The organism is Ruegeria sp. B10 (assembly GCF_056539825.1).
Genome location: NZ_JBQFVP010000004.1, coordinates 30923 through 48140, shown reverse-complemented (window position 1 = coordinate 48140; position 17218 = coordinate 30923). Strand labels below are relative to the sequence as shown.

Genomic DNA, 17218 nt, shown 5'->3' with positions numbered 1-17218 from the left:
GGGGAACGCTGCACATACCGGAGAGATCCATGCTGAACGGAATACGCATTATCGAGCTCGAAGGCCTGGGCCCCGGCCCCTTCGCCGCCATGCTGCTTGCCGATCTCGGCGCGGATGTGATCACCATCCATCGCAAGGGCGGCAGTGTGACACCCGGCATGCCAGAACGCTCGGTGCTGGACCGGGGCAAACGGTCCATTGCGCTTGATCTCAAGGATGCAACCGACCTGAACACCGCCAAGGACCTCATCACCACCGCCGACGCACTGATCGAAGGCTTCCGCCCCGGCGTGATGGAGAAGCTGGGACTGGGCCCCAATACCTGCCATGCACTGAACCCCAAACTGGTCTACGGCCGCATGACCGGCTGGGGACAGGACAGCCCCTTGTCACACATCGCCGGGCATGACCTGAACTACATCGCCCTTTCGGGCGCTCTCTGGTACGCGGCGCAACCTGAAACACCCCCACAAACCCCCGCAACCCTTGTCGGCGACATTGGCGGCGGCGCGATGTATCTGGTCACCGGCCTCCTCGCCGGTTTGCTCAACGCCCAGCGCACCGGTCAAGGCACCGTCGTCGATGCGGCCATCTACGATGGTTCGGCGCATATGATGAACCTTCTGATGAGCATGCGCCAAACCGGCAACCTGTCCGAGATCCGCGGCCAAAGCCTGCTCGACGGTCCACATTGGAGCCGCACCTATCGCTGCACCGATGATGGCTTTGTCACGGTCCAATGCCTTGAGCCAAAATTCTACGCCGAATTCCTGAACATTTTGGGCCTGTCACAAAACCCCGACTTTCAGGAGCAATTCAACCCCAAGCTCTGGCCCGACCAAACGAAGAAACTGACAGACCTATTCCTGACCAAACCCCGAGACCACTGGGCCGCACTGTTTCACGACACCAATGCCTGCGTCGCCCCGGTCCTTGACCCGATTGAGGCACAAAACCACCCCATGAACACCGCCCGCCAAACCTGGCAAACCGTGGATGGCACCCTGCAAGCCGCCGCCGCGCCCCGTTTCTCAACCACGCACTGGAGAGCCAAACCCAGCCCGGCCCGAGGCGAACACACCCAAGACATCCTCGAAGAACTCTCCGCCCAGACCCGATCTGCCCCTTCATCTGGCTAAAAATATCCCGGGGGATGAATTGGCCGAAGGCCAAGAAGGGGGCTGGCCCCCTTCCTTTTATCGCCCGCGCACCGTGTCGATCATCAACTGCACGTTCTCAGGATCCGCATCCGGCGTAATCCCATGGCCGAGGTTGAAAATATGTGGCCCTTCGGAGAACGCCTCAACAATCCGCCGCGTCTCATCCACCAGCGCCTGACCGCCCGTCACCATATGGGACGAGGCCAAGTTCCCCTGCACACAACCGTCCACCTGCACATGCGCCGCCGCCCAGTCAGGCGCAACCGAGTTGTCCAGTGCCACACAATCCACACCAGTTGCCTTGGCGAACCCGACATAGCCATCGCCCGCCTCGCGCGGGAAGCCAATGACCGGAATACCGGGATGGCGCGCCTTGATGGCCTGAGTGACCATGCGGCACGGCTCAACCGCGTATTTCTGGAAAGCCTCGCCTTTCAGCGACCCGGCCCAGCTGTCAAAGATCTTGACCACCTCGGCCCCGGCCTCGATCTGAGCCGACAGATACTCGATCGTCGCCAGTGTGATCCGCTCCAACAGAGCCTCGAACAGGGCGTTATTCTCCTCGCGCAGCGCATGCGCTGGACCCTGATCAGGCGTGCCGCGTCCTGCGATCATATAGGTCGCGACAGTCCACGGCGCGCCTGCAAATCCGATCAACGTGGTCTCGGACGGCAATTCCTGCGACAGAATACGCACGGTTTCATAGACCGGGGACAGGGTCTCATGAATGTCCTCAACCGGCTTCAACACGTCAAAGTCGAATTGCTGCGTGATCGTCGACAGGCGCGGGCCTTCGCCTGTCACAAACCACAAATCCGCACCCAGCGCTTGGGGAACCAGAAGGATGTCAGCAAACAGGATCGCCGCGTCAAACCCATAGCGGCGAATGGGCTGCAACGTCACCTCGGCCGCCAGTTCAGGATTGTAGCACAGCGACAGGAAATCTCCGGCTTGCGCGCGGGTTGCGCGATATTCCGGCAGATACCGCCCGGCCTGACGCATCATCCAGATCGGCGGAATGTCCTGAACCTCTCCGGCCAGTGCCCGCAGCAATTTCTTCGTCTCAGCCATCATCGCCCTCAATCTTGCGTTTCGCCCACGGGTCGACGCTCAGTGGCAATTTGTCAAGCGTTGCCCCCATTGTCAGGGCAATGTGACGCGACTAAAGCTGTGCCCATGACACTGACTCTGCCCACCCCCGCATCGCCGCTGAAAATTGGCACCCGAGGCTCTCCGCTGGCTTTGGCACAAGCCTATGAGGCCCGTCAAAGGCTGCGCGATGCATTTGGGCTGAGCGATGAGGCATTTGAGATCGTGGTGATCAAAACCACAGGCGACAACCGCGCCATGATCGACGCCGACCGCCCGTTGAAAGAGATCGGCAACAAGGGCCTCTTCACCAAGGAAATCGAAGAGGCGATGCTGCGCGGCGATATCGACATCGCCGTCCATTCCACCAAAGATATGCCTGTTGAACAGCCCGCTGGGCTGGTGCTGGATACGTTTCTGCCGCGCGAGGATGTGCGCGATGCGTTCATTTCCCCGCAATTCACCTCAATCCACGACCTGCCCGAGGGCGCCGTTGTCGGCACCTCATCCCTGCGGCGTCGGGCACAATTGCTGAACCGTCGCCCAGACCTGAATGTGGTCGAATTTCGCGGCAACGTTCAGACCCGCCTGAAGAAACTGGCGGACGGCGTGGCTGATTGCACCTTTCTGGCCATGGCCGGCATCCGCAGGCTCGGGATGGAGGACGTCCCTGCCACCGCGATTTCGACGGACGATATGCTGCCCGCCATCGCGCAAGGCGCGATCGGCATTGAACGCCGCGAAACAGACAGCCGTGCCGCCGAACTGCTTGAAGCAATTCATCACGCTGAAACCGGTCAACGGCTGACAGCGGAGCGTGCGCTGTTGGCCGGGCTGGACGGGTCTTGCGAGACCCCCATCGCCGGGCTTTGCGAAATCGAGAGCGGCCAAATGCAGCTGCGGGGCGAAGTTCTGCGCCCCGACGGGTCCGAGGCCATTGCGGAACACACTACGGGCGCAATTGAAGACGCCACCGAGATGGGCCGGGAAATGGCCGACACTCTGCTTCGTCAGGCAGGCCCCGGTTTCTTCGATTGGAAAAAATCCTAAATTATTTTAGCCAAAGTGAACTTGTTCACTGTGGCATTCCGAAAAGACAGGCATTAATAGGCCATACCGGTTGCAAGACTGGATAGCCTCGAAAGTATCGAAAGTTTTCAGATTGTTGGTGTTTTAACAAGTATTCGAGGGGGCGAGGCTACGCCCAGACTGCAATAGGTGAACGGGTCGCTGTCAATTTCGACAGCGACCCGTTTTCTTTTGATTAACCCAGTGCCGCGACCGCTTGTTTCACAGCTTCGCGCGTTTGCTCCAGGTCGGCCTCGGTCACCGCCAGAGACGGGTAGAGTTTGCCCGGCGATTTGAAAATCCCATTCTCCCGAAGGACATCATTGTAGAGCGCATTCCGTTTGGGGTCGTCATGCCGCGCGCTGCGGTAGTCGCGGCAGGGGTTTGCCGTGAAATAGACATCAAACAGCGTTTCATCGCCGCAGATCTGATGGGGAATGCCCGCTTTGGTTAGCTCATCCACCTGCATCTGCTGCAAAGCCGCGCCGGTTGCGCGCAGCTGGTCATATGTCCCTTCGCGCCGCAGAATCTCCATCGTTTTCAACCCGGCGACCGAGGCCACAGGGTTACCTGACAGAGTGCCCAGCTGCATCAGCCATCCGGCCTCACCCACCTGCGATTTATCGAAATGCTTCATGATCTCAGCGCTTGCGCCCAGCGCGGCCAGAGGGAATCCCCCGCCGGTGATTTTACCCAACGTGCAGATATCGGGCGTCACGCTGTACCGTTCCTGCGCCCCGCCATAGGCCAGACGAAACCCGGTGACGATCTCATCAAAGATCAGCAGCACATTGTATTTGTCACACAGCGCGCGCAGGCCCTGCAGATACCCCGGCAGCGGAGGGATGATGCGCTGCAACGGCTCGGCCATGATCGCCGCGATATCGTCATGTTCGTTCAGTAGGGTCTCGACGGCCTCAAGGTCATTGAAAGGCGCGATCAGCATCTGTTCGGCGACGCCTGAGGGGATACCGGCACTGTCCGGCACGGCCTGCGGGAAATTCACCTCACGGCTGGGGGCGAGGCTCATCTGCGCCTCGGCGCTCATGCCGTGATAGCCGCCTTCGAATTTTAGGATCTTGTCCCGCCCGGTATAGGCGCGGGCCAGACGGATCGCATACATATCCGCCTCGCCGCCCGAGGCGACAAAGCGCACCTGTTCACAGCAGGGCACAGCGTCGATGATCGCCTCGGCCAGTTCGACACCTTTGCTGTTATTGGCAAAGAAGGTCATGCCCTTGGGCAGTTGCTCCATAACGGCCTCAAGCACTTCGGGGTGGCCATGACCCAAAAGCATCGGGCCGGAGCCAATCAGGTAGTCGATGTATTCGTTGCCATCCTCATCCCAGACGCGGCTGCCTTCGCCGCGTGAGATCATGATGCCGGGGTCGAAATTGCCGAAGCCACCCGCAGGCAGAGCCGCCTTGGCGCGGTCGATCCATTCGGATTGAGTGTTGATCTTGAGCATATCACGCGATCTCCATCGTCAAGAAAATCAGAGTCAGTAAACGGCCGCCGGGGCGCCCAGAGCGTCTTCGTCGGGATGCACACCAAGGCCGGGCGTGTCGGGCAGATGCAGATGGCCGTCCACGTTGCGCGGGCCGCGCCCGCCGGCGATGTCGACGGTGATCATGTCCTGACAGGCCCAGACGGCGTGGCAATTGTCATCGGGGATGGTGGCGGCCAGATGCAGCGCCTCGGTATCGGCCAGCACGGACCCTCCGGTCGCCATGACGAACATGTCGATCCCATGGGCCAGCGCAATGTCCCGCATCCGCGCAGCCTTGGTCAGCCCACCGACCCGGTTCAGCTTGATCCCGAATATTTCGGCCAAACCATCCCGCGCGATCCGGGCCGCGTCCTGCAATGTGACAAGCGACTCGTCCACCGAGACAGGTGACGCATGTTTCGCCGATATCGCTGCGATATCGTCCAGCGTCTCGCCCGGCTGCTCGAACATCACGTTCAGGTCCTCACAGGCGCTCATCACCCTCAGGGCCTGTTGCCGGGTCCAGCCTCGATTGACGTCGTAGAGGACAATCTCACCCGGTCGGCGGAGGCTTTCCACATCCTGAATGCGCGCGATGTCGCGTTCCACATCTCCGCCGATCTTAACCGAATGCGCGATGTAACCCCGGCTACGATAGCGTTCGATGACTTCGCGGGTTTCCTCAACGGTCTTTGCCCCGACGGACGAGGCAATCGGGCGCGGCGTGCGGGAGCCTCCGCCCATCAGATCGGCAATCGGCAGGCCCGCCGCCTGACCGGCGATATCCCAACACGCCATATCAATCGGGCTTTTGGCATAGAGGTGACCGGGCAGCGCGAGGTCCATCGCGAATTCGACCTCCAGCACCTTGCGTGGATCAAGACCCAGAATGAACGGAGCCATGGTTTCGATCCCGGCCCGGATACCCGGCCCATGTGCCGGCACATAGGTGTGGCCCCAGGGCGTGCCTTCACCCCATCCCGTCAGACCCGCATCCGTTTCAACCTTCAAAATCGTTGCGTCGAGATTTTCAAACTTCAGCCGCCCACCAGACAGCCAGTAGGGATGCTCCAGCGGCAGATCGACCTGAAAAACCGTTAGTCGAGTGATCTTCATTTCAGTTCCACTTCGACAAAGGACATGGGGTGGTCCCCCGCGTTTATCACATTGTGCTCGACCCCTTGGTCCCGGCGGTAGGATGTTCCGGCAGGCACTGTCACCTCATTGACCGTTCCATCAGGCAATTCCAAACGCATGTGGCAATCGGTGACGGCGGTGATCACATAGTCCATCGCATGGCGGTGCCAGCCGGTTTCAGCGCCGGGGGCAAAGTCAAACCGAGTCACTCGTACGCGCGCGTCGTCAATCATCTGGGTTGCTTTGGCTTGGTCTCTCACAGGCGGAACTCCTCTACCGGTGCTCCGAGGCTTTCAAAATCCGGCGTCACCCCCAACCCAGGCGTATCCGAAGCATAGAGCTTGCCATTCCGAGACTCCGGGCCGCCAATTCCGGTCGACCGAGTGTTGTAGTTCATCAGGTCAGTCGTGTTCTGAAGATACTCGGGCGGGGTCGATGCCGCAAAATGCGCCACGACCGCGCTTGTGATTTCACCTCCCCACGTGTCTTCGCTGACCACGGGGATGCGGTTCTCGATCAGATAGTCCCGCACACGTCGCGCCTTGCTGAGCCCACCGAGGTTCGAGACTTTCAGACAGCAGATCTCGGCCCCACGATCCGCGACAATGCGTTGCGCCATGTGGATACCGGTCACGCATTCGTCCAGCTTCATCGGCTGTTCGGCGACTCGACGGACCTGCTGACATTCTTCATAGGTTCGGCAGGGCTGTTCGAGGATGAAATCCAGATCCCGCGTGGCGCGCGCCACCCGGATCGCATTGTCGACCCGCCAGCCCTGATTGGCATCCGCCATCGCCTTTTCGCCCGGTTGCAACAAAGGAACCGTGATGCGGATACGGTCAATATCGGCGGCCCAGTCACCCCCGACCTTGATCTGAAATTGTCGGTAGCCTTGATCGCGATAGGCATTCATCTCGGCCACGGTCTCATCTACCGCTTTTTGCGGCGCGACCCGGTACATAGGCGCGCCATCCGTCAGCTTTCCACCCAGTAGCATCCAGACTGGCTGATCACAGGCCTGCCCGAGGATATCCCAGAACGCCGCATCGAACGGAGCCTTCGCGTAGCCATGCCCCTGCACCAGATGGTCCATCAACTGCTCGATCCGGCCAACCTGACGCGGGTCTTCTCCCAGCAAGTGCGGCGCGACCAGCCGCGCCAGCGCCACAACGCCTTCAGAATGCGCGACCATGTAGTTCTCGCCGCAGGGCGTGAACTCGCCACAACCCTGCAAGCCTGCATTCGTGTCGATGACCACGACCGAAGCCGTGGCCGTTTTGATGGCGTTCCCCGCGCCCCAGACATAGGCCCCGCCGACATAGGGCAGCCCGGTCTGAAACACGCGGATCCGGGTGATCTTCATGCCGCGTCCATTCTGGGCAGATCGCCCATCCCTTCGCCACGCCAAAGCACAAATGTCAGGATCGGCTGATCCGTTGTCGTCATCGCATGACTTTGCCAACTTTCATGACGGCGTGTCTGGCCTTGACCGACAAACGCCTCCTCTCCGTCGACCTTGAACAGAGCCCCCCCGGCCAGCGTCAAGTAAAGCTCCTCCGCCTGATGGCTGTGCCAGTCATAGGCCAGACCCGGCCCCCAATAGCCGACATAACCGCGCAGCTGGGTTGAATGAAAATGACCGGTCGGGCCGAACAATTCGTAGTAGCCATAGCGGCTGAGGAACTCGGCACCGACCTCCTCCACCGTGTAGGTGTGTTTCCACTGGGCCAAATGCGCGGTCGCCTTGATCGCCTCGACCAAAGCCTGCGTCACAGCACTTCCTGAGAGGGTCAACTCGCGCACCTGATCCGCAGCAGGGATGTGGTTCGGTTCCAGTTCCGACGCCGACAGGTCAGTCGGCCATTCGCCAAAGGCGGACAGATCATGGTGCGTTTGATGCACCAACTGCGCGGCCCGCAGCACATCATCCAAGGTCATGGGATCACCACGATATTGCCGGTGTGTTGCTTGGCGATGAACGCAGCTTGCGCGTCCCGAAGCTCCTCAAGCGGATAGGTGGCTGCAAGGGCCGGTTTGATCTCACCCGCTTCAATGTACTTCACAAGGTTCTGCATGACCTGCGGGTCAATCACAGTTGAGCCTGTGAAGGTCAGATCGCGCAGGTAGAACGTGCGCAGGTCAAACTCGACCATCGGGCCAGCGATGGCGCCTGAACATGTATAACGCCCGCCCCGTTCCAGAATGTCGATCAACTTCGCCCAATAGGGACCACCGACCACGTCGGCCACCACGGTGATCTTCTCTTCGCTCAGCGCAGCACGCAGATTTTCTGGCGCGCGCGGCAGGATCATGTCTGGACCCAGTGCGGCAACATCGGCGTGTTTCGCCTCGGACGCCAACGCGATCACCCGCGCACCACGCCGCTTGGCCAGTTGCAGAAGCGCGCCACCAACGCCACCCGAGGCCCCCGGCACCAGAACCGTGTCCTTGTCCGTGACATTTGCTCGGGTCAACATGCCCTCGGCGGTGGAATAGGAACACGAGAAGGTCGCAAGCTCGGCGTCCGACAGGTTCGATGTGATCGGCACCGCGTTGACGGCCAGCGTCGTTGCGTATTCAGCAAAACCGCCATCCCGTTCGGACCCGTAGTAACCCGTTTTATTCATGTTGCCGGGATCATCCGGATCGCGCAGCCAGCCGTCGGTGATCACCCTTTGACCAATCCGCGCCGCATCCACGCCCGCACCGACGGCAACAATTTCACCGCAGATATCGGCACCCTGAATACGCGGGAAAGTAATCGGTGCGCCGCCCCAGGTCGGGTCATCCTCACCCACCTCTTCAAACGCACCGCCCGTCGTCGCATCTGTGACGGTCTTGGAGTACCAGCCCGAGCGCGTGTTCACATCCGTGTTGTTCAGCCCGCAAGCGGCAACCTTGATCAACACCTCACCCGCAGCGGGCTCGGGGCGGGGCCAGTTTTCATGCAGCACCATCTGCTCCAACCCGCCGTGACCCATGGTCACCATCGCCTTCATTGTGTCAGGCAAACTCATCCAGTAGTCTCCTCAAATTCGCCGCAGGTCGGCAGAAGTGTTTCGGGGGCCACATACCGGCGTTTTCGATCATCTTGGTGCGTCCGGTGTGCGAATCTGCTCGACAGGCTAATTTCACAAGTGTACCACGGTCAACAATGAATGACACAAATGTATCATCAATCGTTCTCGACCGTCTGGCCGAAGAGTGGGAGGCTCTGACGCCCGAGGCCCAAAAGGCCGCGCGCTATGTGTTGGAGAACCCCACCGATGTCGGTGTCTCGACCGTGCGCGAAATTGCCGAAGCCGCCAACGTCAAGCCAAACACCTTTGTCCGCATGGCCCGGCAAGTCGGCTTTGAAGGCTATGAGGATTTTCGCGCCCCGTTCCGGCAGGCGATCCGGCAGGGATCGGTCTCATTTCCTGACCGCGCCCGGTGGCTTCAGGATATCGGCAAATCCGGTGAGCTGGGCGGGCTCTACGCTGACATGATCGGCGCAGCGATCCGCAATATTGAAGAGACCTTTGCCAGGATCGACGCCAAACAACTGCAGGCCGCTGCCGAGGATATCTGGAACTGTCGCCAGATCTTCACTCTGGGCGTTGGTGTGAACAACTCAAACGCCCGCAACTTCACCTATCTCGCCTCGACCGGCATGAAGCAGTTTCACGCCATCCCCCGTTCCGGCTCGACCCCGGTGGACGATCTAGCCTGGGCGGACGAGCAGGACGTGCTGATTGCGATCACCTGCCACCCCTATCGGACCGAAGTGATCGAGGCGATCAAGCTGGCGCGCCAGCAAGGTATGACGGTCGTTGGCATCTCGGACAGCCCGGCCAGCCCGGTGATCCTGAACGCGCAGCACGGGTTTGTTCTGTCTGCTGACACGCCGCAATTCTTCCCTTCGTCAGTATCGACCATTGCATTGCTTGAGACGCTTTTGTCCTTCGTAATCTCTGTTTCCAGCGATGAGATTGTCGATCGCGTCGCGCGGTTCCACCAGCGCAGGCATGAGCTTGGCCTGTATGCGGAAGAGCCCGAATAGTCACACCCGACCTCGCTCTGCAAACCTGTCATGAAATCGCCACATGGGCGCGACAAACACGGGTCGCGTGCCCGCAGTGGTCAATCGATGCGCGAAGCGCATTCTGCCGATTGCATGCATGACGAGAGTGAACTAACGATAGCCCAATGCGTTTTTTGACGGCCTTATTTCTATCGTTTCTTTTGTGCGCTCCCACACTGGCGACAGCGCAAGAAAAAGCGCTTTCGCCGACTGAACTTAGCCCTTCGGGACAGGAATTTCTAGAAGCCGTTCGCTATCGCGGGATCGACACGGATGTAGTGTATTTCGACCCCACCCAACCAGCCCCTCCGCTGGACACCAAATTCTCACCCAAACCCGAGGCGGAGTCTCAGACCGTCTCTCTTGATACCAACTGGACGGTGGGGATCATCGCGGCACTGGTTCTGGCCTTGTTGGCATGGATCCTGTACCTCAGCGTGGGTCGAACGTCGGTTTCTTTCCGGTCGGGGGCAGGCAACGCAAAGCGCGCCGGAAAGCCGTTAGTGGACGCGCTCGAGACAGACGAGGAATTGCCCGATCTAGACGCCATCCTGAGGCAGGAGGATCGCAACCAGGCGGTCGTTGGACTGGCGCAACTGGTCCTGACCCGATGCCTCAGCGCCAATGAGGTTCTGTTCAAGCGCAGCTGGACCCACCGCGAGGCGTTGCGCAGCCTGCCGCAGAGCCTCTGGTACATCCCGGATTTACGCGCACTGGTGCTGGAAAGTGAACGGGTGCATTTTGGCCATCGCTCCATCAGCGATCCCGACTTCAACGCGCTGCTGTCGCGCATCCGCCCCATCCTGCGTGAGGTGCGCGCATGAGTGATACGGCCAATATTGCAGCACCCGAACGGGTCCGGGTCGACTGGATCATCTTTGGCATCATTGGCGCATTATGCATCGGCATTTTTCTCTATGTGATGGCCAGTCGACAATATGCGCTGCGCGACTCCTCAACCGGGTTCGACGGGCTGGAACTGTGGCTGCGCGATCAAGGCCACACCGCGCAGAGTTTTGCCGGAGGCTGGTCGCTGGACCGAAGCACCATCGGTCTGTTGATCCAGCCCATCTATGACACCCAGCCGGGCAAAGATCGGGCGCGCGCGCAGACCAAAGACGAACTGCTGCTGCAACCGGATGAGTTCGATCAGACTTTGGACGTGATCCGCGACAAGGCGCTCTCGACCCCAAGCCTTGTGATCTTGCCCAAATGGCGCTCGGGTCTGAGGTTGACCGGGTTGGGGCACCCTATCCTGTTGTCCCCCGAAGAGGGGATCGAGGGCGTGTTGCATGGGATCGTTGGCTCGGATGTCGGCAAAATCCGCTCGGCCCGCGTTCCGTTCACCGATTTTGACGTGGCCTCTGACGATGCGCTGACCGCCCGCCTCTACGCGGCGCAGGTCTTTGACGGGCAAGGCTGCGAGCCGCTGGTGGGCCGTCAGGGCGCTATGGTTCTGGGCCTTTGCCCCCTGCCCGGCGACGGTGAGCAGCAGAAGGTCCATATCCTGTCCGATCCGGATTTGTTGAACAACCATGGGCTGGCTCTGGGCGACAATGCCCGGATCGCGGCGCAGGTGCTGCCCGAGATCGCGGGCGAGAAGCGGATCATCATCGACTATAGCGACCGCAACTGGCTGACCGACCCGCAACAGCATGTCGCGCGCGAACGCACCTGGGACGATCTGAAACGCCTGTTCGAACCGCCCTTCCTGACGCTCTGGATCGGCGCGGGGCTTCTGTTGGCCCTTGCGGTCTGGCGCGGCGGGGTGCGCAGCGGGCCGGTTGCTGATCTGTCGCTAGGCCTTGGGACAGGGAAACGGACCGCTAACCGGGTCCGTGCGCGGCTGATGCGGATGACCGATCAGGACGGGGCACTGCTGTCGGATTTCATCGACACCCGCCTGCGCGCCCGCGCGGCATCGGTGTTCGGTACCTCGCACGCCCTGCGCGGCGCGCCTGAGGAGGCGTACCTCAACTATATTCGCGCCCGAAAACCGGACCTGACTGCAAAACTGGAAGATCTGATCGCATCCATCCGCGCCCTCCCCCCGCATCTGGAGCCGGAACACGCCATTCCCTATGTGGACCAATTTGAGTTGATACTGGAGCAACTTGCCGATGACGCTTGATGAATTGTTTTCCCATGCCGAAAGCCTCAGGGCTGAGATCGGCAAAGTTGTGCAAGGCCAGGAAGAGGCGGTTGATCTGCTGCTGACAGCGCTGTTTGCGCGAGGTCACGTGCTGCTTGAGGGGCCTCCGGGCACCGCCAAGACGCTGCTGGCGCGCAGCTTTGCTGGGGCACTGAACCTTGAGTTCGGGCGCATTCAGTTCACACCTGACCTGATGCCAGGCGACGTTCTGGGCACCTCGATCTACAATTTCCAGACCAGCGAGTTTGTTCTGACCAAGGGCCCCGTCTTCAGCCAGATTCTGCTGGCGGATGAGATCAACCGCGCACCGCCCAAGACCCAGGCCGCCTTGCTGCAGGCGATGAACGAACGCATGGTGACCATCGACGGCACCGACCATTCGCTAGGGTCCGAGTTCGTCGTTGTCGCCACCCAAAACCCGATTGAACAACAAGGCACCTACCCGCTGCCCGAGGCGCAGTTAGACCGTTTCCTATTCAAGGTAAACCTCAGCTTCCCGCCCGAAGACGTGGAACTGTCGATCCTTCGTCAGCACGCCAATGCACCGCTGGATCCCATAGGCGCAACGCAAACGGTGCGCCCTCTGCTGGAAGCTCCGACGATGGCAGCGGCCCGGCAGTTGATTGATGAGATCGTGCTGGATGACGACATTCTGGCCTATATCCTGCGTCTGGTGCGCGCCACACGGGAAAGCGCGGATATCGCCTTTGGCGCCTCGACCCGCGCGGCGGATGCCATCGCCGGAGCGACCCGTGCAACGGCAGCCTTAAACGGGCGCGATTTTGCCATTCCTGATGACGTCAAAACCCTGATCATCCACGCGCTGCAACACCGTATTGTGCTGTCCCCAGCTGCCGAAATCGAAGGGCGCGGGCCGCAGCAGGTGTTGGAGAACATCCTCAACCAGATCGAGGCCCCCCGCTGATCCGTCCCTCGCGCATATTGCTGGTGGCGGCCTGCGTGGCGCTTGGCCTGTTGCTGGTCGCCGTCGTCATGGGCGACGCAACCCGCACCGTTGCCGGTGTGCCATGGGTGGTTCTGTGTGTGCTGGCAATAGGTGACCTGCTGCTGTCCTGGCCGCGCCGCCGTTCGGTCTCGGTCGAGCCGTTGGGTGATATCTTCGTGGGCGAACAGGATGAGATCGCCCTGACCGTCACCCCAGCGACCTCGGGCATGACCGGGCAGGTACACTGGCCCGAAGGGATCGAAGGACCGACCCGGTTCGACCTGTCCAGCGGCCAGGTGCGCATTCCGTTTCGCGCCATTCGCCGGGGAAAATGGCGCCTCTCGCATCTATGGCTCAGCTGGTCTTCCAGGTTCAAACTGTTCGAATTCGTCCCGAAAATCTCTTTTGGTCTTGAAATAGCGGTCGTACCCAACATCCGCCGGGTGCAATCGGGTGAAATTTCGACAACGGTCCAATCCCGCCTGTTCGGCGCAAAGGAAAACCGCGCCATCGGGGAGGGCACCGAGTTTCATCAATTGCGGGATTTCGTCCCCGGCATGGATGCGAACTCAATCGACTGGAAGCGGTCCGCGCGGCATCGGTCTTTGGTAGCCAAAGAGGTTCGGGCCGAGCGCAACCACCATGTCATCATCGCCTTGGACAACGGCTATCAGATGCGCGAGGAGATTGCGGGCCTGCCCAAGATCGACCATGCCATCACCGCGGCACTTGCCACCGCCTGGGCCGCAGCCATCGGGGGGGATCTGGTCGGGCTCTATGCCTATGACGCCAAGCCGCGCATGTTCCTACCCCCCGAACCGGGCCGCGCAGCGTTCACCCGACTGCGCAGCCGCACAGCCGAGCTGCAATATGAAAGCGTCGAGACCAACCACACCCTTGCCATGACCGAGCTGAACGGGCGCACCCCGAAACGCAGCCTGATCATCGTGTTTTCGGATTTCGTCGACACCACCTCGGCCGAGCTGATGGTCGAGAACATCAACGCGCTGGCCAAGCGGCACCTGATCGTTTTCGTCACCCTGCGCGATCCGATCCTCGAGGCGCAGGTCAACACGGCTCCGCAGGACTTGAACGACGTGGCCGAGACCGTCTCGACCGGGCAGCTTCTGCGCGAACGCCGCCTTGTACTGGAACGGCTGCAACAGATCGGCGTGACCGTAATTGACGCCGAACCGGGCGAGATCTCGGCGCGGCTGATCTCGGCCTATCTGGAAATCAAAGCGCGAGAGATGATCTGATGTCTGATGCTGATCTGATCCGCTCGGCCCGGTTCCGGCAGGAACGCGAAAGCGACTGGAGACGCTTGTCCGATCTCGTTGACAAGGCCGAAGGTCAGGGCCTGCACCGTATGAGCTTTCAAGAGGCGCGCGATCTGGCCGACCTCTACCGGCAGGCCACAACATCCCTGTCCATCGCGCGCGAAATCTCATTGGATCGCGGGTTGCTGGAATATCTCGAGGCGCTGACAAGCCGCGCCTATCTGAGTGTCTACGCCCCGCAACAACGGCTGGGCGGGATCATCCGCAAGTTCCTGACCAGCGGCGGGCCGCAAGCGATGCGGTCCTCGTGGCACGTCACATTGCTGGGGTTTCTGTGCATGGCGGCTGGTGCCATCGCCGGGTATTTCTTCTACTTCGACAATCCCGAATGGTTCTTTGTCTTCATGCCGACCGAACTGGCCGGAGGGCGCGGGCCGGACGCCAGCACGGACTACCTGCGCTCGGTCATTTACGGAGAAGAGGACGGCTCCGGTCTGGGGGCTTTCGCCACTTACCTGTTCTCGCACAACACGCGCATCGCGATCTTTGTATTCGGATTGGGGGCGTTCCTATGTGCGCCAACGGTTCTTTTGCTGTTCTATAACGGATTGATTTTGGGCGTTTTTTACGCACTACACATTGATCGGGGATTGGGCTGGGACCTGTTTGGCTGGCTGTCGGTCCACGGCGTGACCGAGCTGTCGGCGATCTGCATCGCAGGCGCGGGCGGTTTGAAACTGGGCCTTGCCGTACTGTTCCCCGGCCAGCTCACACGCCGCGCGGCATTGCGGGCCGCCGGGCATGACGCAGTGAAACTGGCGCTGATCGCCGCCATGATGCTGGTGGTTGCTGCGCTGCTGGAAGGCTTCGGCCGGCAGTTGGTACAGGACCGCACCACGCGCATCGCCATCGGCTGGGGGATCGGCGCGCTGTGGTTGCTGTGGTTCTGCATGGGCGGAAGGAAGCGGTCATGACGCAACCCAAGCTCGACCGCCTACTGCCCCCCGAAGGTGTGCCGCTCTATTTCCGGGTTGCGGGTGTGGGCGTGCGTATGGCCGCCCAATTCGCTGATATCTTGATCACCGGGGTGGGTGCCATCGCCCTCTTCTTGCTTTTGCTGGCCATCGACGTTGTCCCGCCCGAGGCGCTGGTGGCCGTTGCTGCGATGCTGTTCTTCATCATCCGCATCCCCTACTACGCTGCGTCCGAGCTGGTGTGGAACGGCCAGACCATCGGTAAGCGCATGATGAAGATCAAGGTTGTCTCGGCAGATGGTCAAGCGCTGACGACGCAATCGCTTGTCGTTCGCAACCTGATGAAAGAGGCCGAGATTTTCCTGCCTGGCACGCTGGTTCTGACCCTGAATGCCGAGGCTCTGATCCCGTCTCTGATCTCGCTGGCCTGGATACTGGGCGTGGTTGCGGTGCCGGTGTTCAACAAGCGCAGCCAGCGGTTGGGGGACATTATCGCAGGCACCTATGTGATCCACCTGCCTAAGCCGATCCTGCTACCCGATATGTCCAAAGCGATCAAACCCGCCACCGCGACCCAGCCCCGGTTCCAGTTTCTGACCCATCAGCTGGAACATTACGGCGCGTTCGAGTTGCAGACCCTCGAAGGGTTTCTGCGCGGCGCAGCACGCGCGACCGGGCCCGAGGCACACAAACGGAAAAAGGAAACCATGGCCGCAATTGTCGAGCAGGTCCGGCGCAAGATCGACTATGCCGATGCGGTACGACCAGAAGACCAGCCTGCCTTTCTCGAGGCCTTCTACAAAGCACAACGCGCCTTTCTGGAACAGCGCCAGTTGTTTGGCGACAAACGCGCCGATAAATTCCACGCCGAGGCAGAGAAACAAGGCTAACCACGCCTGTTGCAGATTTACCCAAGCGAGAAGCAGAAAAACGAAACTCGTCTTGAGGATGAACCCGTTCTAAAGGCTCTATCAGAGACAGAACACAAAAGTAGTTTGGAACAAAAAATGACAGATACAGCCAACTCCGAATACCCCGAGGCTCACATGCCTCTTGGCGTCGGCACCATTGTCGGCGAGACGTTTTCGATCTTTTTCAAAAAGATCCACCTTGTGCTTCTGCTGGGATTCATTCCGGCGCTGATCGAAGTCATAGTGAACAACTATGCGGTGGGGCAGTCTCTCGATGACATTGGCACCGCCGGTTTCGACAATACCGCCTTCTATTCTGGTGTGATCGTGTCGGCTCTGATCACATTGCTCGCATATGCCGTCACCACGGCCGTGATAATACAGTTCGCCTATGACGCAAAATTGGGGCGCGCGGCGCGTATTGGCAGTTATTTCTCGGCGGCTGTCGTCAACCTGCCTGCCATTGCAGTTCTGTCGATCGTAACCACGATCTTGTATTTTATCGGACTTGTTTTTCTGGTCGTGCCGGGTATCTGGATCTACGCCGTATTCTCCGTCATCGTACCGGCCATCGTGATCGACAGGGCCGGGTTCGGCGCGATGGGACGCAGCGCGACTCTGACCAAGAACTACCGTTGGCCCATCATCGGCGCGCTGATCCTGATGGGTCTATGTATTGTGCTGGTCGTCATGGTAGTCACATTTGTTTTCGCGGCTGCGTTCGGGTTCTCCGGAATTGCTGATCCAACGGCATCTTTGGGTCCATGGGCCTTCTTCGAGGCCGCACTCAACGCGATTGCCTATGGTTGGCTCAGCATCACCATCGCGCTGATCTTTGCCCGCTTGAAAGAGATCAAGGAAGGCGTCAGCGTCTCGGATCTGGTGGACGTGTTCAAGTAAGTCCAAGCCCCGCAGCTCGGTCACAGGGCTGCGGGCATCCGCGCATCTC

17 protein-coding genes are annotated in these 17218 nt (G+C 60.3%); 10 read left to right on the top strand and 7 right to left on the bottom strand.

The window, feature by feature from the left end; all coding sequences use genetic code 11:
* Nucleotides 1-29: 29 nt before the first annotated feature.
* Nucleotides 30-1139, top strand: coding sequence for a CaiB/BaiF CoA transferase family protein (locus ACR0J4_RS06565; protein ID WP_170642712.1), 1110 nt, complete (start codon nucleotides 30-32; stop codon nucleotides 1137-1139).
* A 57-nt stretch (nucleotides 1140-1196) separates the two neighbouring features.
* Here ACR0J4_RS06565 and hemE read toward each other — a convergent pair whose 3' ends face one another.
* Nucleotides 1197-2231, bottom strand: a complete 1035-nt coding sequence (gene hemE, locus ACR0J4_RS06560; RefSeq protein WP_170642711.1) for a uroporphyrinogen decarboxylase — start codon at nucleotides 2229-2231, stop codon at nucleotides 1197-1199.
* Nucleotides 2232-2336: 105 nt separating this feature from the next.
* Between hemE and hemC the strand changes: the two genes are divergently transcribed.
* Nucleotides 2337-3299, top strand: coding sequence for a hydroxymethylbilane synthase (gene hemC, locus ACR0J4_RS06555; RefSeq protein ID WP_170642710.1), 963 nt, complete (start codon nucleotides 2337-2339; stop codon nucleotides 3297-3299).
* A 214-nt stretch (nucleotides 3300-3513) separates the two neighbouring features.
* Here the strand turns inward: hemC and ACR0J4_RS06550 are convergent, their stop codons facing one another.
* Genes ACR0J4_RS06550 through ACR0J4_RS06525 form a run of 6 tightly spaced genes read right to left on the bottom strand, consistent with a single transcriptional unit; the run spans nucleotide 3514 to nucleotide 8960 of the window.
* A complete protein-coding gene (locus ACR0J4_RS06550) occupies nucleotides 3514-4785 on the bottom strand; it encodes an aminotransferase class III-fold pyridoxal phosphate-dependent enzyme (protein ID WP_170642709.1) in 1272 nt (423 codons plus the stop codon).
* A gap of 33 nt (nucleotides 4786-4818) precedes the next feature.
* Nucleotides 4819-5922 carry an enolase C-terminal domain-like protein gene (locus ACR0J4_RS06545; RefSeq protein ID WP_170747353.1) on the bottom strand — a complete coding sequence of 368 codons (1104 nt, stop codon included), beginning with the start codon at nucleotides 5920-5922 and terminating at the stop codon, nucleotides 4819-4821.
* Nucleotides 5919-6176: a cupin domain-containing protein gene (locus tag ACR0J4_RS06540; RefSeq protein ID WP_170553940.1), complete on the bottom strand. Its 258-nt coding sequence runs from the start codon at nucleotides 6174-6176 to the stop codon at nucleotides 5919-5921. Before ACR0J4_RS06540 ends, ACR0J4_RS06545 begins: the two co-directional genes overlap by 4 nt.
* A gap of 23 nt (nucleotides 6177-6199) precedes the next feature.
* The gene (locus tag ACR0J4_RS06535) at nucleotides 6200-7306 is read right to left on the bottom strand and encodes an enolase C-terminal domain-like protein (protein WP_170642707.1); all 1107 of its coding nucleotides are present in this window, start codon (nucleotides 7304-7306) and stop codon (nucleotides 6200-6202) included.
* Nucleotides 7303-7881 carry a dimethylsulfonioproprionate lyase family protein gene (locus ACR0J4_RS06530; protein ID WP_170642706.1) on the bottom strand — a complete coding sequence of 193 codons (579 nt, stop codon included), beginning with the start codon at nucleotides 7879-7881 and terminating at the stop codon, nucleotides 7303-7305. Before ACR0J4_RS06530 ends, ACR0J4_RS06535 begins: the two co-directional genes overlap by 4 nt.
* Nucleotides 7878-8960, bottom strand: coding sequence for an alcohol dehydrogenase family protein (locus ACR0J4_RS06525; RefSeq protein WP_480541094.1), 1083 nt, complete (start codon nucleotides 8958-8960; stop codon nucleotides 7878-7880). The genes ACR0J4_RS06530 and ACR0J4_RS06525 overlap by 4 nt, the downstream gene beginning before the upstream one ends.
* Before the next feature lie 137 nt (nucleotides 8961-9097).
* Here ACR0J4_RS06525 and ACR0J4_RS06520 point away from each other — a divergent pair, with 137 nt between their 5' ends.
* From ACR0J4_RS06520 to ACR0J4_RS06485, 8 genes are all read left to right on the top strand, one after another.
* A complete protein-coding gene (locus ACR0J4_RS06520; RefSeq protein WP_170553877.1) occupies nucleotides 9098-9985 on the top strand; it encodes a MurR/RpiR family transcriptional regulator in 888 nt (295 codons plus the stop codon).
* 182 nt (nucleotides 9986-10167) lie between these two features.
* Nucleotides 10168-10830, top strand: a complete 663-nt coding sequence (locus tag ACR0J4_RS06515) for a DUF4129 domain-containing protein (protein WP_170642705.1) — start codon at nucleotides 10168-10170, stop codon at nucleotides 10828-10830.
* Complete coding sequence (locus tag ACR0J4_RS06510) at nucleotides 10827-12137, top strand: hypothetical protein (protein ID WP_170642704.1); 1311 nt, start codon at nucleotides 10827-10829, stop codon at nucleotides 12135-12137. Before ACR0J4_RS06515 ends, ACR0J4_RS06510 begins: the two co-directional genes overlap by 4 nt.
* Nucleotides 12127-13083 (top strand): AAA family ATPase, encoded by a 957-nt coding sequence (locus ACR0J4_RS06505; protein WP_170642703.1) that lies wholly within the window; start codon nucleotides 12127-12129, stop codon nucleotides 13081-13083. Before ACR0J4_RS06510 ends, ACR0J4_RS06505 begins: the two co-directional genes overlap by 11 nt.
* A 35-nt stretch (nucleotides 13084-13118) precedes the next feature.
* The gene (locus ACR0J4_RS06500; RefSeq protein WP_480668342.1) at nucleotides 13119-14363 is read left to right on the top strand and encodes a DUF58 domain-containing protein; all 1245 of its coding nucleotides are present in this window, start codon (nucleotides 13119-13121) and stop codon (nucleotides 14361-14363) included.
* A complete protein-coding gene (locus ACR0J4_RS06495) occupies nucleotides 14363-15358 on the top strand; it encodes a stage II sporulation protein M (RefSeq protein ID WP_170642702.1) in 996 nt (331 codons plus the stop codon). The genes ACR0J4_RS06500 and ACR0J4_RS06495 overlap by 1 nt, the downstream gene beginning before the upstream one ends.
* A complete protein-coding gene (locus ACR0J4_RS06490; protein WP_170642701.1) occupies nucleotides 15355-16248 on the top strand; it encodes an RDD family protein in 894 nt (297 codons plus the stop codon). Before ACR0J4_RS06495 ends, ACR0J4_RS06490 begins: the two co-directional genes overlap by 4 nt.
* A gap of 117 nt (nucleotides 16249-16365) precedes the next feature.
* Nucleotides 16366-17169, top strand: coding sequence for a hypothetical protein (locus ACR0J4_RS06485; protein WP_170379212.1), 804 nt, complete (start codon nucleotides 16366-16368; stop codon nucleotides 17167-17169).
* Nucleotides 17170-17218 lie beyond the last annotated feature (49 nt).